The organism is Aeromonas sp. QDB14 (genome assembly GCF_027707845.1).
Lineage (GTDB): Bacteria > Pseudomonadota > Gammaproteobacteria > Enterobacterales > Aeromonadaceae > Aeromonas > Aeromonas caviae.
In genome coordinates this window covers 1-13,749 of sequence record NZ_JAPCJD010000037.1, presented here as the reverse complement: position 1 = coordinate 13,749, position 13,749 = coordinate 1, and the positions used below count along the sequence as shown (strand labels likewise).

Genomic DNA, 13,749 nt, shown 5'->3' with positions numbered 1-13,749 from the left:
AAAGCTCATGGTCGAACCAGTCGCTTGCGCCCCCTGACAGGAACATTCACGCTGGTACAAAATCCGTTCCGGCCCATAATCGGATAACAAACGGATGAAAAAAGGCCGAAATCATATGAAAACGCTACATGTGATCCCCATGGTACGAAGAAATGGACTCACACTGGTATTGTTGGGCATGGTGATAACCATTGCTATGATTTTTATACTTTTTTTTCTTCGTGAACAACTACTAATCCCCGCCATTTCCCTCCTCCTCGCGGGCCTGATGACAATTCTTGTCGGGGTCTGGAAACTGGGTGAGCCTCATTTTAGTCTCTCTTTGTGTCAGGACTGCCTGCAATACCATCACAAGTACGGCGGCTGGATCCTGAAATGGAGAAATATTCAGCGAATTGACCAACCACGTATCCATTTGGGGTGGGATCTGGTGGAGCTGCCCTACATCGGTTTGAAAATAAAGGATTACGACGCTTTTTTGACGCTGATCACACCCCGGCTCGCCGTCCGTCTGCTGACCGAGCAGCGCGCCGTGCTGATGCAGGCCATGCGAAGCGAGCGCCCCGACTGCCCGACCGGAGGGTGCGGCAGTGGGCTCCTGGGAGAGGGACTGCTGGAGGAGAGCCGCTTCTGCTCACCCTCCGGCCAGCGCTATGAGGGGGTGATCGCCATGCTCGGCAACCGCATGGCACGGCTGCGTGATCTGTTGGGGTACGATCTGCTGGTGCCCGACAACAGCCTGGACAGATCCCCTGAAGATTTCGTCCATCTGCTCCAGCAATACCAGCGCGAGTCGAATCTAATCCAGATCAATTAAACGCCGGATTGCGCTTGCCAAGCCCGGTGACTCTTCATAAGGTCACTGGCTTGTTACAGCCAGAACACCCCCTAAAACCGCTTATGAAGTACATCGAAGAGTTCTATCTGTTCGTCAAGGTGGTGCAAGAGGGCGGTTTCTCCCACGCCGCCGCTGCGCTGGGCATGCCGACCGGCACCATCAGTCGACGTATCTCCCAACTGGAAGAGCAGCTCGGATGCAGCCTGCTGCACAGATCCACCCGCAAGCTGCGTCTCACGGACGAAGGGCTGCGCTATTACGAGCGCCTCTGTACCCCCCTTGCGGAAATAGAGCAGGCCACCGGCGAAATTCGGGGTGAGGAGACGGACATCAGCGGCCTCATCCGCCTCGCGGCCCCCATCGCCCTCTCCAACACCATCCTGGTCGACATGCTGGTGGACTTCGGCCTGCGCTATCCCGGGGTACAATTCGACATCCGCCAGTCCAACGACCATGCCCTCCAGGCAGATCAGGACAGGGACCTGGTCTTTTTCAACGGCGAGCTCCCCCAGACCCTGCCCAACGCCCTCTGTCTGGGTCACATCCAGTACGGTCTGTTCGCCTCCCCCCTCTATCTGGAGAAGATGGGTGTGCCCTCCCACCCGACCCAGCTGGAAGAGCACGATCTCATCTACTGCTGGCCCCACCAGCACTGGCAACTGAGCGGGCGGGACGAACAGACGATCTGCATCAAGCGCACTCCCCGCCTTTGCATCGACCAGACCCAGGCCGCCGTGCGGGCAGCCCAGCGCCACCTCGGCATCGTCAACGCCCCGCAGCACTATGTGCACCCCTTCCTGCAAGATGGTCAGCTCGTCCCCGTCCTGCCGGACTGGCAGTCAGGAAAACGTCCCTTCTACATGCTCCATTGCCAGCCCCGGTTCACCCCGTTGCGTGTTAAGATGTTCGCCGATTTCGTCGAGAAGCACTCTGAGCGCTATCGTACCCGCCAGCAGAACGATCAATTTTCACCGGCGCAGCCGCTGCCCGTTGCATCTGACGGCTGATGACCCACACTTAGCGCAATCCTCGTTGCACAGGTCGGCTAACACTATGAATGTATTGATATGTGATGACTCCGGGTTCGCGCGCAAACAGCTGGTGCGCGCCCTGCCCGCCGATTGGGGTGTCACCTTGCACCAGGCCGCGGACGGACTGGAAGGGGTCGAGCAGATCCTGATGGGGCACGGGGACCTGATCTTTCTCGATCTCACCATGCCGGAGATGGACGGTTATGGCGTGCTCGAGACCCTCAAGCGAGAGGGGGTGCGCAGCAAGGTGATCGTGGTCTCCGGCGACATCCAGCCGGAAGCCCATGAGCGTGTCATGGCCCTTGGCGCCCTCGATTTCATCAAGAAGCCGGCCTCCCCGGACACCCTCCTTGCCTTGCTCAAGCGCCACGGACTGTGGCAATCGGCCACCCAGGTGACGGCCATCCAGCCCCAGCCCGTCGCCAGCCACCAGGCTGCCCAGAGCAGCATCCAGTTCACCCCCGAGCTGCGGGATGTCTATCAGGAGCTGGCCAACGTCGCCATGGGCCAGGGGGCGGATCTGCTGGCCCGCCTGCTCGGCGCCTTCGTGCTGCTCCCCATCCCCAACGTCAACGTGCTGGAGGTCTCCGAGCTGCACATGGCGCTCTCGGCCGCCGCCGAGTCGGAGACGCTCTCTGCGGTCTGTCAAGGCTTCATCGGGGCCGGGATCGCCGGGGAGGCCCTGCTGCTGTTCCACGATGCCAGCTTCCAGGACCTGGCCCGCCTGATGAACCATCAGGGGGAGCTGGATCACGGCGCCGAGCTGGAACTGCTAATGGACACCGCCAACGTGCTGATCGGCGCCTTCCTGCGCGGCTACGCCAACCAGCTCGACACCCCTTTTAGCCAGGGTCACCCCGTGGTGCTGGGCCAGCACAGGCCCATTCAGGATCTCATTCGGACCAACCAGAGCCGCTGGCGCCGCACTCTGGCCATCGAGATCAACTATCGGGTGCAGGGCTATGCGGTGCAGTGCGATCTCTTGCTGCTGTTTACCGAAGATTCCATCGCCACCATGAACAACAAGATCATGCACATGCTCTGACCGTCCCGCGGCAGCAACCACCAGGAGTGACCATGGACATTCGGGAATTTCATTGGCTGATGAACATCGTCCAGAATCTGGACGTGGGGCTGGTCGTGCTCGACAGGGAGTACCGGATCCAGGTGTGGAACGGCTTCATGGAGAGTCACAGCGGCCGGTTGGCAGGCGAGGTGCGCGATCAAGGGCTGTTCTCGCTCTTCCCCGATGTGGACAAGGCCTGGTTCGAGCGCAAGGCCAACATGGTGTTCAAGCTCAACAACCGTGCCTTCAGCACCTGGGAGCAGCGCCCCTACCTGTTGCGCTTCTCCAACTACCGCCCCATCACGGGATCGGCCCCCTACATGTACCAGAACCTGACCCTGGTGCCGCTGGCCGACTTCGCCGGAGAGGTCACCCACCTGGCCATCATGATCTATGACGCCACCGACGAGGCCATGCTGATCACCGGCCAGCGCCAGGGATGACCGACCCTGCCATGACAACAAGGGCGCCCGATGGCGCCCTTGTTGTTGCGATGGGGAATGGCGTCAGCCACTCAGGTACTCGGTGAAGGCGTCGATCACCTCGTCGATGTCATCGTCGGTGATCTGCAGGTGGGTCACCAGCCTGAGCTCCCCGTAGCCGGAGAAGAGAATACCGCGCTCCTTCATGAAACCCAGCAAGGTGGCGGGATCTCCCTGGGTCAGGCGCAGGAATACCATGTTGGTCTGCACCTCCCCCAAGTTGAGTGCGATGCCTGGCAAGGCGGCCAGCCCCTCTGCCAGACGCCTGGCGCGGCGATGATCATCCGCCAGCCGGGCAACGTGCTGATCCAGCGCGAACAGGGCGGCCTGGGCCAGGATCCCTCCCTGGCGCATGCCGCCCCCCAGCATCTTGCGCAGCCGTCTGGCGCGGGCGATGAACGCAGCCGATCCCACCAGCAGGGAACCCACCGGTGCTCCCAGTCCCTTGGAGAGGCAGACGGAGATGCTGTCAAAAGGCGCCGCGATGGCGGCCACCGGTTCCCCGCTCGCCACCACCGCATTGAAGAGGCGAGCCCCGTCCAGGTGAAGCTTCAGCCCCTTCTCGTCGACGAATTCGCGCATGGCGCGCAGGTAGGTCAATGGCAGCACCTTGCCGTTATGGGTATTTTCCAGGCAGACGAGGCGCGTCTGGACGAAATGGGGATCATCGGGAGCGATGGCCCCCCGCACATCCTCGATGGCCAGGGTGCCGTCCGCCTGCATGGGGACGGATTGCAGGGCCACCGAGCCCAGCACGGCAGAGCCCTGAGCCTCATAGCGATAGATGTGGGAGGCCGCCCCCAGCACGGCCCCTTCCCCACGCTGGCAGTGACTCATCATGGCCAGCAGGTTGGACATGGTGCCGGAGGGCACGAACAGGGCCGCCTCCTTGCCAAGCAGTTCGGCGCCGCGGCGCTCCAGCGCATTGATGCTGGGATCTTCCCCATAGACATCGTCTCCCACCTCGGCATGCAGCATGCTCTGGCGCATGGCTTCCGTGGGTTGGGTCACGGTATCACTTCGTAAATCGATATAGCGCATGTCATCCTCCTGATGCAGGACGATGACATTAACCAGCCGACACCCGGCTGGCAAGAAACGGCAAGCGGGAATGTGAGCCCGGCGGCTCACCAGGGCAGCGACTGACCCTGCAGATCCACGAAACGGCCCGAGTGCGCGGGCGTCAGTGTGGCCATCAGATCCAGCAGGCGGACGGCGACCTCGGCGGGATCCTGCAGCAGGGCGGGATCCATCTCCTGAAGAAAAGGTTGCTGCATGGGGGTATTCATGAGGCCGGGATGCACGGTGATGACACCGGCGCCGGGAAAACGTCCGGCCCACTCACCCGCCAGGATCCGGGATCCCATGTTGAGGGCGGCCTTGCTCATGCGGTAGCTGTAATGGCACATGGCCTCCTGGCCCCCCTCCTCCAGGCATCCCGCCCGATCCGAGAGGGTGCAGAGCCAGAGCGTGCTCTGGGGTATCATGCGCCGGCTCAGATTGGCACCAAGGGCCAGGTGGGGCCAGGCATTGGCCAGCAGACTCTCTTCGAGCCATTGGGGGGTCACCTCCTCCACCCGCCGCTCCGGCATGTGGGCAAGATCATGGAGCAGGCCTATGGTGTTGATCACCACCGTCGGCAGGGTGGTGCTGTCATAGAGGGTGAAGAGGGCCTCAAAAGAGAGCGAGTCCACCTCCTGCAGCGGAAAGTAGCAGGCGGGATCCAGCCCCCTGGGCAGTTGCCTGCCCGCCAGCAACCACTCTTCGCCCCGTCTGGCCAGCTCCCGTGCCAGCGCACTGCCCAACCCGCCACTGCCCAGGATCAGATAGCTCATCTGCGTGTCCTTGGATTTGATCACTGCTTAGAGGGTATCAGAAGAATGGCGGACTGCCGGGAGCCCCCGTCAGGCTCAGGCCTCGGCCAGATGGCGCCCAAACTCCCGCGCCCGGGCCAGGTCCAGAAAACCGTCCGCCTGCTTGTGGCTGCGCAGGAACTGGTAATAGGCGAGCAGGGTCACCAGTTGCTCCTCGTCCGGCATGGGCTTTCCCGGACGGGTCTCCTGCACCAGCGCCCCCGCCGCCGCCAGCGCGTCCCTGTCCACCACCTCGGCCTGACGATAGAGATACCCGCAACCGGTGGCGAGCCACTCCAGCGAGCAGTTGGCCCCCATGGCAATCTGGTTCGCCTTGCCAAGGCCGGGCTCGGCCCCTTTCAGATACTTGCGGATCAGGGCTTCACTCAACCCCACCTTGCGGGCAAAGGCGCTCACACTCCCCTCCCCGATCAGGCTTTGCAGCCTGGCGGCAAATCCTTCCATCACCCCTTCTCCTCTCACTGACACCGGGATCTTGACCCGTCGGAGTCAGAACCATAGTTCGAATTCGCGAAGGGGGCATTATTGCCTTGTCCGCCGGAAGAGACCAAGATGCTGGCACATGATTTTGCCCCTTTCTTTTCGCATTTTTATGTCCAGAGGAGTCACCATGTCCGTATCCCGTCTGGCCCTGCACGAGCAAGGCCCCACCTTCTCCCGTCTCATCATGGGCTACTGGCGCCTGATGGAGTGGCAGCTCTCCCCCGCCGCCCTGCTGGACCTGATGAAATATCACCTTGATCTCGGGGTCACCACCATCGATCACGCCGACATCTACGGTGGCTACCAGTGCGAGGAGGCCTTCGGCCATGCCCTGCGCCTGGAGCCCTCCCTGCGCGATCGCATGGAGATCGTCAGCAAGTGCGGCATCGCCCTCACCGCCAATCCGGCCCACGCCCTGAATCACTACAACACCGGCAAGGGACACATCGTCGCCAGTGCCGAAGCCTCCTTGCAAAAACTCGGCACCGATCACCTGGATCTGTTGCTGATCCATCGCCCCGACCCCCTGATGAACGCCGACGAGGTGGCCGACGCCTTCATCACCCTCAAGCAGGCAGGCAAGATCAAGCACGCCGGGGTCTCCAACTTCACGCCCCACCAGTTCGCCCTGCTGCAATCCCGCCTGCCCTTCCCTCTGGTCACCAACCAGCTGGAGATCTCCCCACTCCATCAGGAGGGGACGCTGGATGGAGCCCTGGATCAATGCCAGCAACTGCGCATCAAGCCCATGGCCTGGTCCTGCCTTGGCGGCGGGCGGCTGTTCCATGCCCCCGACTATGCCCCGCTGCGGTCGGAACTCGAGCAGATCCGCCAGGAGGTGGGCGCCGACTGTCTGGAGCAGGTGGTCTACGCCTGGGTGATGATGCTGCCGAGTCAGCCGCTGCCCCTCATCGGCTCCGGCAAACGGGAGCGGATCACCGCCGCCGTGGCAGCCGAGTCCATTGAGCTCACTCGCCAGCAGTGGTTCCGCATCCGCAAGGCCGCTCTGGGTTATGACGTTCCCTGAGTCTGCATCAGACCCTGAAAACAAAAACGGCATGGAGGATTCCATGCCGTTTTCCGTTATCGAGACGATTCAACGATGGCGCTGGGGGCGACCACGGGGTGCATCCGTCTTCGGTTTGGCCTGATTGACCGTGATGGTGCGGCCGCCGACCTCGGTGCCGTGCAACTCGGCGATGGCCTTCTCGGCCTCACCATTGACCGGCATTTCAATGAAACCAAACCCCTTGGACTGACCGGTATCGCGGTCGATGATGATATCGACCTTGTCTACCTGCCCAAATTGGCTGAACACGGTTGTCAGTTCGTCGGCCGTCATCCGGTACGACAGATTACCTACGTAAATCTTCATGCCATCCACTCTCGATTCAAGGTGCCTTATCTATGCATCCACCGACCTGGGAGTAAGGGCACAACCCCCCTGCCGGACCAGCCACGGCATCATGCCATGGCACTTCCAGCTTCGTATCCCAAGTCCTTGATCTCTTGGGCTATCGGAGCAGGAAAGATCAAATCGAATCAGAGGCAGTATCTGAGCATTGGGATGAATTGTCGAGAAAATAGTCAGGCCGGGTGCAGCTCGGCCAGCAATGTGCCGAGGGCACGACGCCCATGCCAGGCACGTTTGAACCCGAATCGATAGACCCCGGGGGCCACTTCGTGAGTCCCTTCCCGGGACAACCCGAGCAGGCTGGTGGCCGTCGCCAGGGTCACCTCATCCAGCCCGAGATCCAGGCTGAAATCGAGCCACTGACCATCGTGTCCCACCTTGCGATCCCGCTCCATGCCCACCAGCACGGCTCTGGGCAGCGCCAACGCCCGGTCTTCGCCACCATTGAGCAGATAGAGATGGCGTTCATCCCAGGCAAGCTCCGCCAGACGCCAGCGCTGCCAGTTGCGCGGCAACACCATCATCACCAGCACGATGCCGCCAAAGACCACCCCGACCCAGGGCAGCAGGCCCATGTCGGGATATCCCAGCCAGAGGGCGGCCACCACAGTGGCAAGACTCGCCAGCAACAGGCAGATCATGACCCCGTAAAACCGCCGGGCCGGGGGCATCAGCCAGCTCACGTTCTCTTGCGCTGCCAGCTCACTGACTCTCATCTTCTCTTCTCCTTCTGTGATGCGAACGGCCTTGCCGTCGCTGCGTTGCCGCGCATTGTGCGCGAGCGACGCGCCGCGATGCAACCGCCACCGCGACACGGATGACGGCCAGCGGCCACTCTTGGTATGCTTGGGGCTGTCTGAGCCCGCACTGGGCGCCATCCCGGGAGTCCCATGTTCGCCACCGCCCTGCTCTTGTCCGCGAGCACACTCTATGCCGAGGCCATCGGCGGCTACTCCGCCGGCTGCCTGAAAAATGCCGTGGCCCTGCCCCTCGAAGGCCCTGGTTATCAGGTGATCCGCACCAAACGGCTGCGCTATTACGGTCACCCCGACCTCATCCATTACCTGCAGCATCTGACCAACCAGACCAGACTGGCCGGCATGCCGGATCTCTATATCGCCGACCTCGCCATGATGCACGGGGGGCCCTTTACCTCAGGTCATCGCAGCCACCAGACCGGCCTGGATGCCGACATCTGGTTCAGGATGGCTGACAGACCCATCAGCCGCTGGGAGCAGGATGCCCCCAGGGAGTGGGCGCTGATCGACGAACCCAGCTACCGGATGCTACCCGGCCGATTCGGTCCCAGGCAGCTCAATCTGCTGCGCCTTGCGGCTGATCGCCCCGAGGTGGCACGCATCTTCGTCAACCCCGTCATCAAGGCCGAGGTGTGCAAACAGGCACCAGGTGAAGCCTGGGTCGGCAAGCTGCGCCCCTGGGTCGGCCACTTCAGCCACTTTCACGTGCGCCTGCGCTGCCCGGCAAACAGTCCGGACTGCCAGCCCCAGGCTCCCATTCCCCCCGGCAATGGCTGTGGGGAGGAGCTGGCCTCCTGGCTCAAGGACAAACCCCAGTTGCCCAAGGTGTCGATGAGCTACCGCGCCCCCCTCTTACCCAGGCGTTGTGAGGGCTGACCACAAGCTGTTATGGTGAACCTATTTCCGAGAGAAATATCAATGGAGAACAACAAGATGGCCACTTCACTCTGGCAGCGTGGTACCCGTGCCCTGCTGACCCTGACCCTGCTGCTGGGTTTGACCGGCTGCGGCATGAACACCATTCCGACCCTGGATGAGCAGGTCAAGGCGAGCTGGGGACAGGTCGAGAACCAGTACCAGCGCAGGGCCGATCTCATTCCCAACCTGGTGGCCACCGTCAAGGGGTACGCCAGCCACGAGCAGGAGACCCTCAAGGCGGTCACCGATGCCCGTGCCCGAGTCGGCAGCGTGCAGGTGAGTGACCCCTCCCAGCTCAAGGCGTTCGAGGCGGCGCAGGAGCAGCTCTCCAGCGCCCTCTCCCGGCTGATGGTAGTGGTCGAGCGCTACCCGGATCTGAAGGCCGATCAGCAGTTCCTGACCCTGCAGGCCCAGCTGGAAGGCACCGAGAATCGCATCGCGGTGGCCAGACGGGATTACATCGAGGCAGTACGCCAGTTCAATACCGAGATCCGTACCTTCCCCGGGGTCATCTGGTCCAAGCTGCTCTACTCCGATCTGGAAGCCAAACCCACCTTCAGCGCCAAACCCGGTGCCGATGAGGCGCCCAAGGTCAGCTTCCAATGAACGTGATGAGACGCTGGCTGGCGCTCTGTCTGCTGCTCTGTGCCACGGCACTGCATGCCGCCCCCGATTTCCCGGCCCTGACCGGGCGGGTGGTGGACGAGGCCAATTTGATGTCCCGCAAGCAGGCCCACCAGCTCGCACAGCAACTGGCCGTCTTCGAGAAGCGCAGCGGCGTCCAGCTGGTGGTGGTCTCCATCGACACGCTGGCGGGGGATACCATCGAAGAGTACGGCTACCAGCTCGGTCGCCACTGGGGCATCGGCCAAAAAGGCAAGAACAACGGCGTTCTGCTGATCATCGCCCAGGACGAGCGCAAGGTGCGCATCGAGGTGGGCTATGGCCTGGAAGGTGCCCTGCCCGACGCCATCGCCGCCAATATCATCCAGACCCGGATCCTGCCCGCCTTCAAGCGCGGTGACATGGTGGCTGGCATCCTCGCCGGCAGCCAGGGCATCATGCAGGCCCTGGCCGGGGAGTATCAGCCCGTGGACAACACCAGCAAGGCCGACAAGCAGGGAGGTCCCTGGCTCTTCATCCTGGTGGTGATTGCGATGATCGTGCTGCACAACCTGCGCGGCGGCGGCGGTGGGCCGGGAGGACGTCGCCGGGCCGCCTACATGGCCGGTGGATTCGGTGCCGGCTCCTTTGGCGGCCGCACTGGCGGTGGTGGTGGCGGTTTCAGTGGTGGCGGCGGCAGCTTTGGCGGCGGCGGTGCATCTGGCGGTTGGTAATCAGGGAAAAAGAGACAACAAGATGATTTCGAAACAGTTTTTCCACACCTTGCAGGCCAGGGTTCGACAGGCCGAGCAGGCCACGGATGCCGAACTGGTCACCGTGCTGGCCCCGGCCAGCGATGGCTATCGCTATATCCCGACCCTGTGGGCCGCCCTGCTCGCCATGCTCACCCCTCTGCTGGTCTTCCAGCTCGGCTTCTGGCTTGGCTGGTACGAGATCCTGCTGGTGCAGTGGTCGGTCTGGTTGCTGCTGAGCCTGCTGTTCCACTGGACGCCCATCAAGATGCGGCTCATCCCCAACAAGGTACGCCGTCACCGGGCCGCCCTGATGGCCCGTCTGCAGTTTGTCGAGCAGGGACTTCACCGCACCCGGGACCGGCTCGGGGTGCTCATCTTCGTCTCGGTGGCGGAACACTATGTGGAGATCCTGGTAGACGACGGGATCGCCCAGCACATCGACAACTCCCAGTGGCAGCAGATCATCGACGACTTCGTGGTTCGGGTACGCAACAAGGAGGTCGAGCAGGGGTTCCTGGAGTGCGTGGAGCGCACCAGCGCCATTCTGACCGACGCCTTCCCCGCCACCCGGGATCAGAACGAGCTGCCTGACAGCCTGATCATTCTCGACAAGCCCTGAACGGGCTTAAAAAACCGGCATTCTGTTCAAGGGATAGGCACTCGATAAAGATTATGAAAAATAAGGGGAAAAGTGGTTGACCCAGGCAGCCCTTTCCCCTAAATTACGCCCCGTTCCAGCGCAACGGCGCAGCGGACACGTGTTGGCTGAACACGTTAAATCACAGGCCAGAATTTGGTGAGGTATCCGAGAGGCTGCCCACCGACGAAGTCGGCAAAAGGATGCATGCGCAGCATGCTCAGAAAGCCACTTCAAGCAGTAAAAATTTGGTGAGGTGTCCGAGTGGCTGAAGGAGCACGCCTGGAAAGTGTGTATACGGCAACGTATCGAGGGTTCGAATCCCTCCCTCACCGCCAAATTGTAAAAACCGACCTCAGGGTCGGTTTTTTGCATCTGGTGACATGGCAACATCCGATGCCGATGGAGAGAAGGTGAGAAGCCTCGTCGGGTTCGAGCAGAGCAGCTTGCTGCGATGAACGACCGCAGGCCGCCCCGAAGGGGTGAGCCACGCAGTGGTGAATCATCCCTCCCTCACCGCCAAATAAAGTAAAAGGCCCCGTCGCAAGACGGGGCCTTTTACTTCATCCGATGATGGCGGCTCGGTTCAAACCCTGTCGACAGGCGGGCAGGATAGCCCGACTGGACGGCCAGAGGCCGCCCGCAGGGCGAGCGCCAGGGATGGCGCGAGTCAATCCCGACCCAGCGTACAGATTGAAGAACCGACCTCAGGGTCGGTTTTTTGCTTCAAGGCGTCTGCCAACCCCCTGGCAGGAGAAACCCGTCATCGGCGGGGCCAGAAAAAACGGTTTGCCGCGATACCTGGCCGAGTGCCGCCCAGCCAATCCCATCCCTTCCGCCTCTCTGCTCTCTGCTCTCTGTCGACAGGGGATATGCCCCGAGGGCAGCCAGCCCTTTCTCGTTGATAGCACATTACGCCAAGCAAAGATAAATTGACGATAAAGATGACCAATAGCCTCTCAAAAACAGCGCAATATGTTGCGTTATCACCAGGATACCTGCCTCGTCCTGCCATGCCGGCACCGTCAACCTGCTCTGCAGATCAGGCGGCACAGGCCGATGCCACCGGACAATACCGGGTCTGTGCAACTTCTCGGATATTGCTCACCGATTGGATATCGTTTTGAAAAACTGATAGTTAAATGGCTACACTAGCCTCACACATCGCATAGGGATATGGACAAATGAGTCTTATTGGCTTGCTGCTGGCCCTGGCAGCCATTCTGGGTGGCAACATGATAGAAGGGGGGCACCCCAGCGCCCTGCTCGATCTGCCCGCCTTTCTCATCGTGATCGGCGGTACCGTCGGTGCCGCACTGACCCAGTTTCCCTTCTCCGTGGTTGGTAAAACCCTCAAGCGCTTCAAGTGGCTCATCACACCCCTGCGCCTCGACATGCTGGAGCAGGCCCAACTGCTTGAAACCCTGGCGGGCAATGCACGGCGCAGCGGCATGCTGGCACTGGAGGGCATGATCGACGACATCAAGGATCCCTTCCTGCAAAAAGGGGTACAGATGATGGTCGATGGCTACGAGAAGACCAAGATTCACGAGGTACTGGAAAACGAGATCGAGTTCGAGCAGGAAGATATCGAACAGACCGTCAAATTCTACGAGGCCATGGGGGGCTACTGCCCGACCATGGGGATCGTCGGGGCCGTATTTGGCCTCATTCACGCCATGGGTCTGCTGGATGCCCCCGACAAGCTGGGGGGCGCCATCGCGGTAGCCTTTATCGCCACCATCTACGGGGTGTCGGCCGCCAACCTCATCTTCCTGCCCTTCGGCAACCGCTACAAGTCGTTTGCCCACCAGATCCGCCACTACAAGGAGATGACCCTCACCGGCATCCTCTGCATCGTGGACGGCGAGTCACAGCAACGGCTGCAAGTGACCCTTGAGCCTTACCTCGGAGGCCACAGTGGCGAAAAAGAAAAAGGCTGAGGCGCCGGAGAACCACGAACGCTGGCTGGTCTCCTACGCCGACTTCATGACACTGCTGTTCGCCCTGTTCGTGGTGCTCTACTCCTTCGCCATGGCCAAGCAGTCGGAGACTCGCGTGCTCATTCAGGGCTTTATCGAATCTCTTGGCAAGATAGGGCTGGTTTCCCTTCCCGCCGGCTCCCCCGTGATGCAGGGGGGCACAGGCATACTGGAACCCGAGTCCAAGACCACCCCCAATACCTCCCAGAAAGAGCAGGTGCTGGATACCCAGACGCCCGCAGCGGCGGCCGACCCTTTCAACGAGACCATCGGCTCCTCGGAGAAACCTACGGCCACGGAGTCCTGGCCCCACAAAACCAAGGAGCAGGATTGGGTCACGGTCACCAAGCAGAAGCTGGATCAGCAGCTCAAGAGCCAAATCGAGTCCAAAGAGATCGAGGTGGAGCAGCTTGGCAGCCAGCTAGTCATCCGCATCGGCGAAAAGACCTTGTTCCCCGCCGACTCCGCCTTCTTGCAGCCCCAGTTCATTCCGCTGGTCAACAAGGTCTCGGACGTGCTGGCGGACATCCCCGGCATGGTGGTGGTCACCGGTCACACCGACAACTCCCAGGCGCCGGTGGAGCTCTATCGCAACAACTGGGAGCTGTCGGTGCTGCGGGCGGCCACCATCACCCACACCCTGCTGACCAACCCCAAGCTGGATTCACGACGGCTGATCGCCCAGGGGGTGGCGGATACCCAACCCCGTTATCCAAACGATACCACGGCTCACCGCCAGGCCAACCGCCGGGTGGAGATCGTGCTCTCCCAGGGCAAGGCGGCAGAGCAGAGCCTCCCCGTTCTCCAACCCTGAAACAGACCCCGCCATGCGGCAATGCTGATCAGTTAAGGATCCATTGACCGATCCTTCTGCTGTAGGACAATCCGGAACCAATCACTGGTTCCGG

The 13,749-nt window shown here is 61.6% G+C and carries 16 protein-coding genes, 1 tRNA gene and 1 other RNA gene; 13 read left to right on the top strand and 5 right to left on the bottom strand.

Annotated elements, in window-relative coordinates:
* The first annotated feature begins 115 nt into the window (after positions 1-115).
* The 4 genes from PG887_RS13235 to PG887_RS13220 all read left to right on the top strand — a co-directional run bounded on the left by PG887_RS13235 (position 116) and on the right by PG887_RS13220 (position 3,378).
* Positions 116-817 (top strand): DUF2982 domain-containing protein, encoded by a 702-nt coding sequence (locus PG887_RS13235; protein ID WP_069785135.1) that lies wholly within the window; start codon positions 116-118, stop codon positions 815-817.
* A gap of 83 nt (positions 818-900) precedes the next feature.
* A complete protein-coding gene (locus tag PG887_RS13230) occupies positions 901-1,845 on the top strand; it encodes a LysR family transcriptional regulator (RefSeq protein WP_113978772.1) in 945 nt (314 codons plus the stop codon).
* A 46-nt stretch (positions 1,846-1,891) separates the two neighbouring features.
* Entirely contained in the window at positions 1,892-2,914 is a 1,023-nt protein-coding gene (locus PG887_RS13225) for a response regulator (protein WP_041211557.1), read from the top strand.
* A gap of 32 nt (positions 2,915-2,946) precedes the next feature.
* The gene (locus PG887_RS13220) at positions 2,947-3,378 is read left to right on the top strand and encodes a PAS domain-containing protein (RefSeq protein WP_039038700.1); all 432 of its coding nucleotides are present in this window, start codon (positions 2,947-2,949) and stop codon (positions 3,376-3,378) included.
* A gap of 63 nt (positions 3,379-3,441) precedes the next feature.
* Here the strand turns inward: PG887_RS13220 and ltaE are convergent, their stop codons facing one another.
* From ltaE to PG887_RS13205, 3 genes are all read right to left on the bottom strand, one after another.
* Entirely contained in the window at positions 3,442-4,458 is a 1,017-nt protein-coding gene (gene ltaE / locus PG887_RS13215; RefSeq protein WP_042016636.1) for a low-specificity L-threonine aldolase, read from the bottom strand.
* A gap of 86 nt (positions 4,459-4,544) precedes the next feature.
* A complete protein-coding gene (locus PG887_RS13210) occupies positions 4,545-5,252 on the bottom strand; it encodes a short-chain dehydrogenase (RefSeq protein WP_104454288.1) in 708 nt (235 codons plus the stop codon).
* A 75-nt stretch (positions 5,253-5,327) separates the two neighbouring features.
* The gene (locus PG887_RS13205) at positions 5,328-5,735 is read right to left on the bottom strand and encodes a transcriptional regulator (RefSeq protein ID WP_039038703.1); all 408 of its coding nucleotides are present in this window, start codon (positions 5,733-5,735) and stop codon (positions 5,328-5,330) included.
* 166 nt (positions 5,736-5,901) lie between these two features.
* Here PG887_RS13205 and PG887_RS13200 point away from each other — a divergent pair, with 166 nt between their 5' ends.
* A complete protein-coding gene (locus PG887_RS13200) occupies positions 5,902-6,801 on the top strand; it encodes an aldo/keto reductase (protein WP_104454290.1) in 900 nt (299 codons plus the stop codon).
* A 69-nt stretch (positions 6,802-6,870) separates the two neighbouring features.
* Here PG887_RS13200 and PG887_RS13195 read toward each other — a convergent pair whose 3' ends face one another.
* Positions 6,871-7,149, bottom strand: coding sequence for an RNA recognition motif domain-containing protein (locus PG887_RS13195; RefSeq protein WP_029314670.1), 279 nt, complete (start codon positions 7,147-7,149; stop codon positions 6,871-6,873).
* Between the two features lie 212 nt (positions 7,150-7,361).
* A complete protein-coding gene (locus PG887_RS13190; protein ID WP_045524448.1) occupies positions 7,362-7,904 on the bottom strand; it encodes a hypothetical protein in 543 nt (180 codons plus the stop codon).
* A gap of 174 nt (positions 7,905-8,078) precedes the next feature.
* On the opposite strand from PG887_RS13190, the gene mepA reads away from it, so the two are divergent.
* The 8 genes from mepA to PG887_RS13150 all read left to right on the top strand — a co-directional run bounded on the left by mepA (position 8,079) and on the right by PG887_RS13150 (position 13,655).
* Positions 8,079-8,822, top strand: coding sequence for a penicillin-insensitive murein endopeptidase (gene mepA, locus PG887_RS13185; RefSeq protein ID WP_270821906.1), 744 nt, complete (start codon positions 8,079-8,081; stop codon positions 8,820-8,822).
* Positions 8,823-8,864: 42 nt separating this feature from the next.
* Positions 8,865-9,470 carry a LemA family protein gene (locus PG887_RS13180; RefSeq protein WP_010675022.1) on the top strand — a complete coding sequence of 202 codons (606 nt, stop codon included), beginning with the start codon at positions 8,865-8,867 and terminating at the stop codon, positions 9,468-9,470.
* Positions 9,467-10,201 carry a TPM domain-containing protein gene (locus PG887_RS13175; protein WP_041211561.1) on the top strand — a complete coding sequence of 245 codons (735 nt, stop codon included), beginning with the start codon at positions 9,467-9,469 and terminating at the stop codon, positions 10,199-10,201. The genes PG887_RS13180 and PG887_RS13175 overlap by 4 nt, the downstream gene beginning before the upstream one ends.
* A 22-nt stretch (positions 10,202-10,223) precedes the next feature.
* A complete protein-coding gene (locus tag PG887_RS13170) occupies positions 10,224-10,841 on the top strand; it encodes a TPM domain-containing protein (protein WP_201969222.1) in 618 nt (205 codons plus the stop codon).
* 268 nt (positions 10,842-11,109) lie between these two features.
* Positions 11,110-11,197 (top strand) — tRNA-Ser (locus PG887_RS13165).
* Between the two features lie 55 nt (positions 11,198-11,252).
* Positions 11,253-11,381: non-coding RNA, RtT sRNA (locus tag PG887_RS13160), on the top strand.
* Positions 11,382-12,043: 662 nt separating this feature from the next.
* Complete coding sequence (locus tag PG887_RS13155; protein WP_039038709.1) at positions 12,044-12,802, top strand: flagellar motor protein; 759 nt, start codon at positions 12,044-12,046, stop codon at positions 12,800-12,802.
* On the top strand, positions 12,780-13,655 hold the full coding sequence (locus tag PG887_RS13150; RefSeq protein WP_041211562.1) for a flagellar motor protein MotB: 876 nt from the start codon (positions 12,780-12,782) through the stop codon (positions 13,653-13,655). Before PG887_RS13155 ends, PG887_RS13150 begins: the two co-directional genes overlap by 23 nt.
* Positions 13,656-13,749: the final 94 nt, after the last annotated feature.

Excerpts from the sequence above, each read along its gene's own strand:
- PG887_RS13235 (WP_069785135.1), top strand. The coding sequence starts at position 116 with ATGAAAACGCTACATGTGATCCCCATGGTACGAAGAAATGGACTCACA.
- PG887_RS13230 (WP_113978772.1), top strand. The coding sequence starts at position 901 with ATGAAGTACATCGAAGAGTTCTATCTGTTCGTCAAGGTGGTGCAAGAG.
- PG887_RS13225 (WP_041211557.1), top strand. The coding sequence starts at position 1,892 with ATGAATGTATTGATATGTGATGACTCCGGGTTCGCGCGCAAACAGCTG.
- PG887_RS13220 (WP_039038700.1), top strand. The coding sequence starts at position 2,947 with ATGGACATTCGGGAATTTCATTGGCTGATGAACATCGTCCAGAATCTG.
- ltaE (WP_042016636.1), bottom strand. The coding sequence starts at position 4,458 with ATGCGCTATATCGATTTACGAAGTGATACCGTGACCCAACCCACGGAA.
- PG887_RS13210 (WP_104454288.1), bottom strand. The coding sequence starts at position 5,252 with ATGAGCTATCTGATCCTGGGCAGTGGCGGGTTGGGCAGTGCGCTGGCA.
- PG887_RS13205 (WP_039038703.1), bottom strand. The coding sequence starts at position 5,735 with ATGGAAGGATTTGCCGCCAGGCTGCAAAGCCTGATCGGGGAGGGGAGT.
- PG887_RS13200 (WP_104454290.1), top strand. The coding sequence starts at position 5,902 with ATGTCCGTATCCCGTCTGGCCCTGCACGAGCAAGGCCCCACCTTCTCC.
- PG887_RS13195 (WP_029314670.1), bottom strand. The coding sequence starts at position 7,149 with ATGAAGATTTACGTAGGTAATCTGTCGTACCGGATGACGGCCGACGAA.
- PG887_RS13190 (WP_045524448.1), bottom strand. The coding sequence starts at position 7,904 with ATGAGAGTCAGTGAGCTGGCAGCGCAAGAGAACGTGAGCTGGCTGATG.
- mepA (WP_270821906.1), top strand. The coding sequence starts at position 8,079 with ATGTTCGCCACCGCCCTGCTCTTGTCCGCGAGCACACTCTATGCCGAG.
- PG887_RS13180 (WP_010675022.1), top strand. The coding sequence starts at position 8,865 with ATGGAGAACAACAAGATGGCCACTTCACTCTGGCAGCGTGGTACCCGT.
- PG887_RS13175 (WP_041211561.1), top strand. The coding sequence starts at position 9,467 with ATGAACGTGATGAGACGCTGGCTGGCGCTCTGTCTGCTGCTCTGTGCC.
- PG887_RS13170 (WP_201969222.1), top strand. The coding sequence starts at position 10,224 with ATGATTTCGAAACAGTTTTTCCACACCTTGCAGGCCAGGGTTCGACAG.
- PG887_RS13155 (WP_039038709.1), top strand. The coding sequence starts at position 12,044 with ATGAGTCTTATTGGCTTGCTGCTGGCCCTGGCAGCCATTCTGGGTGGC.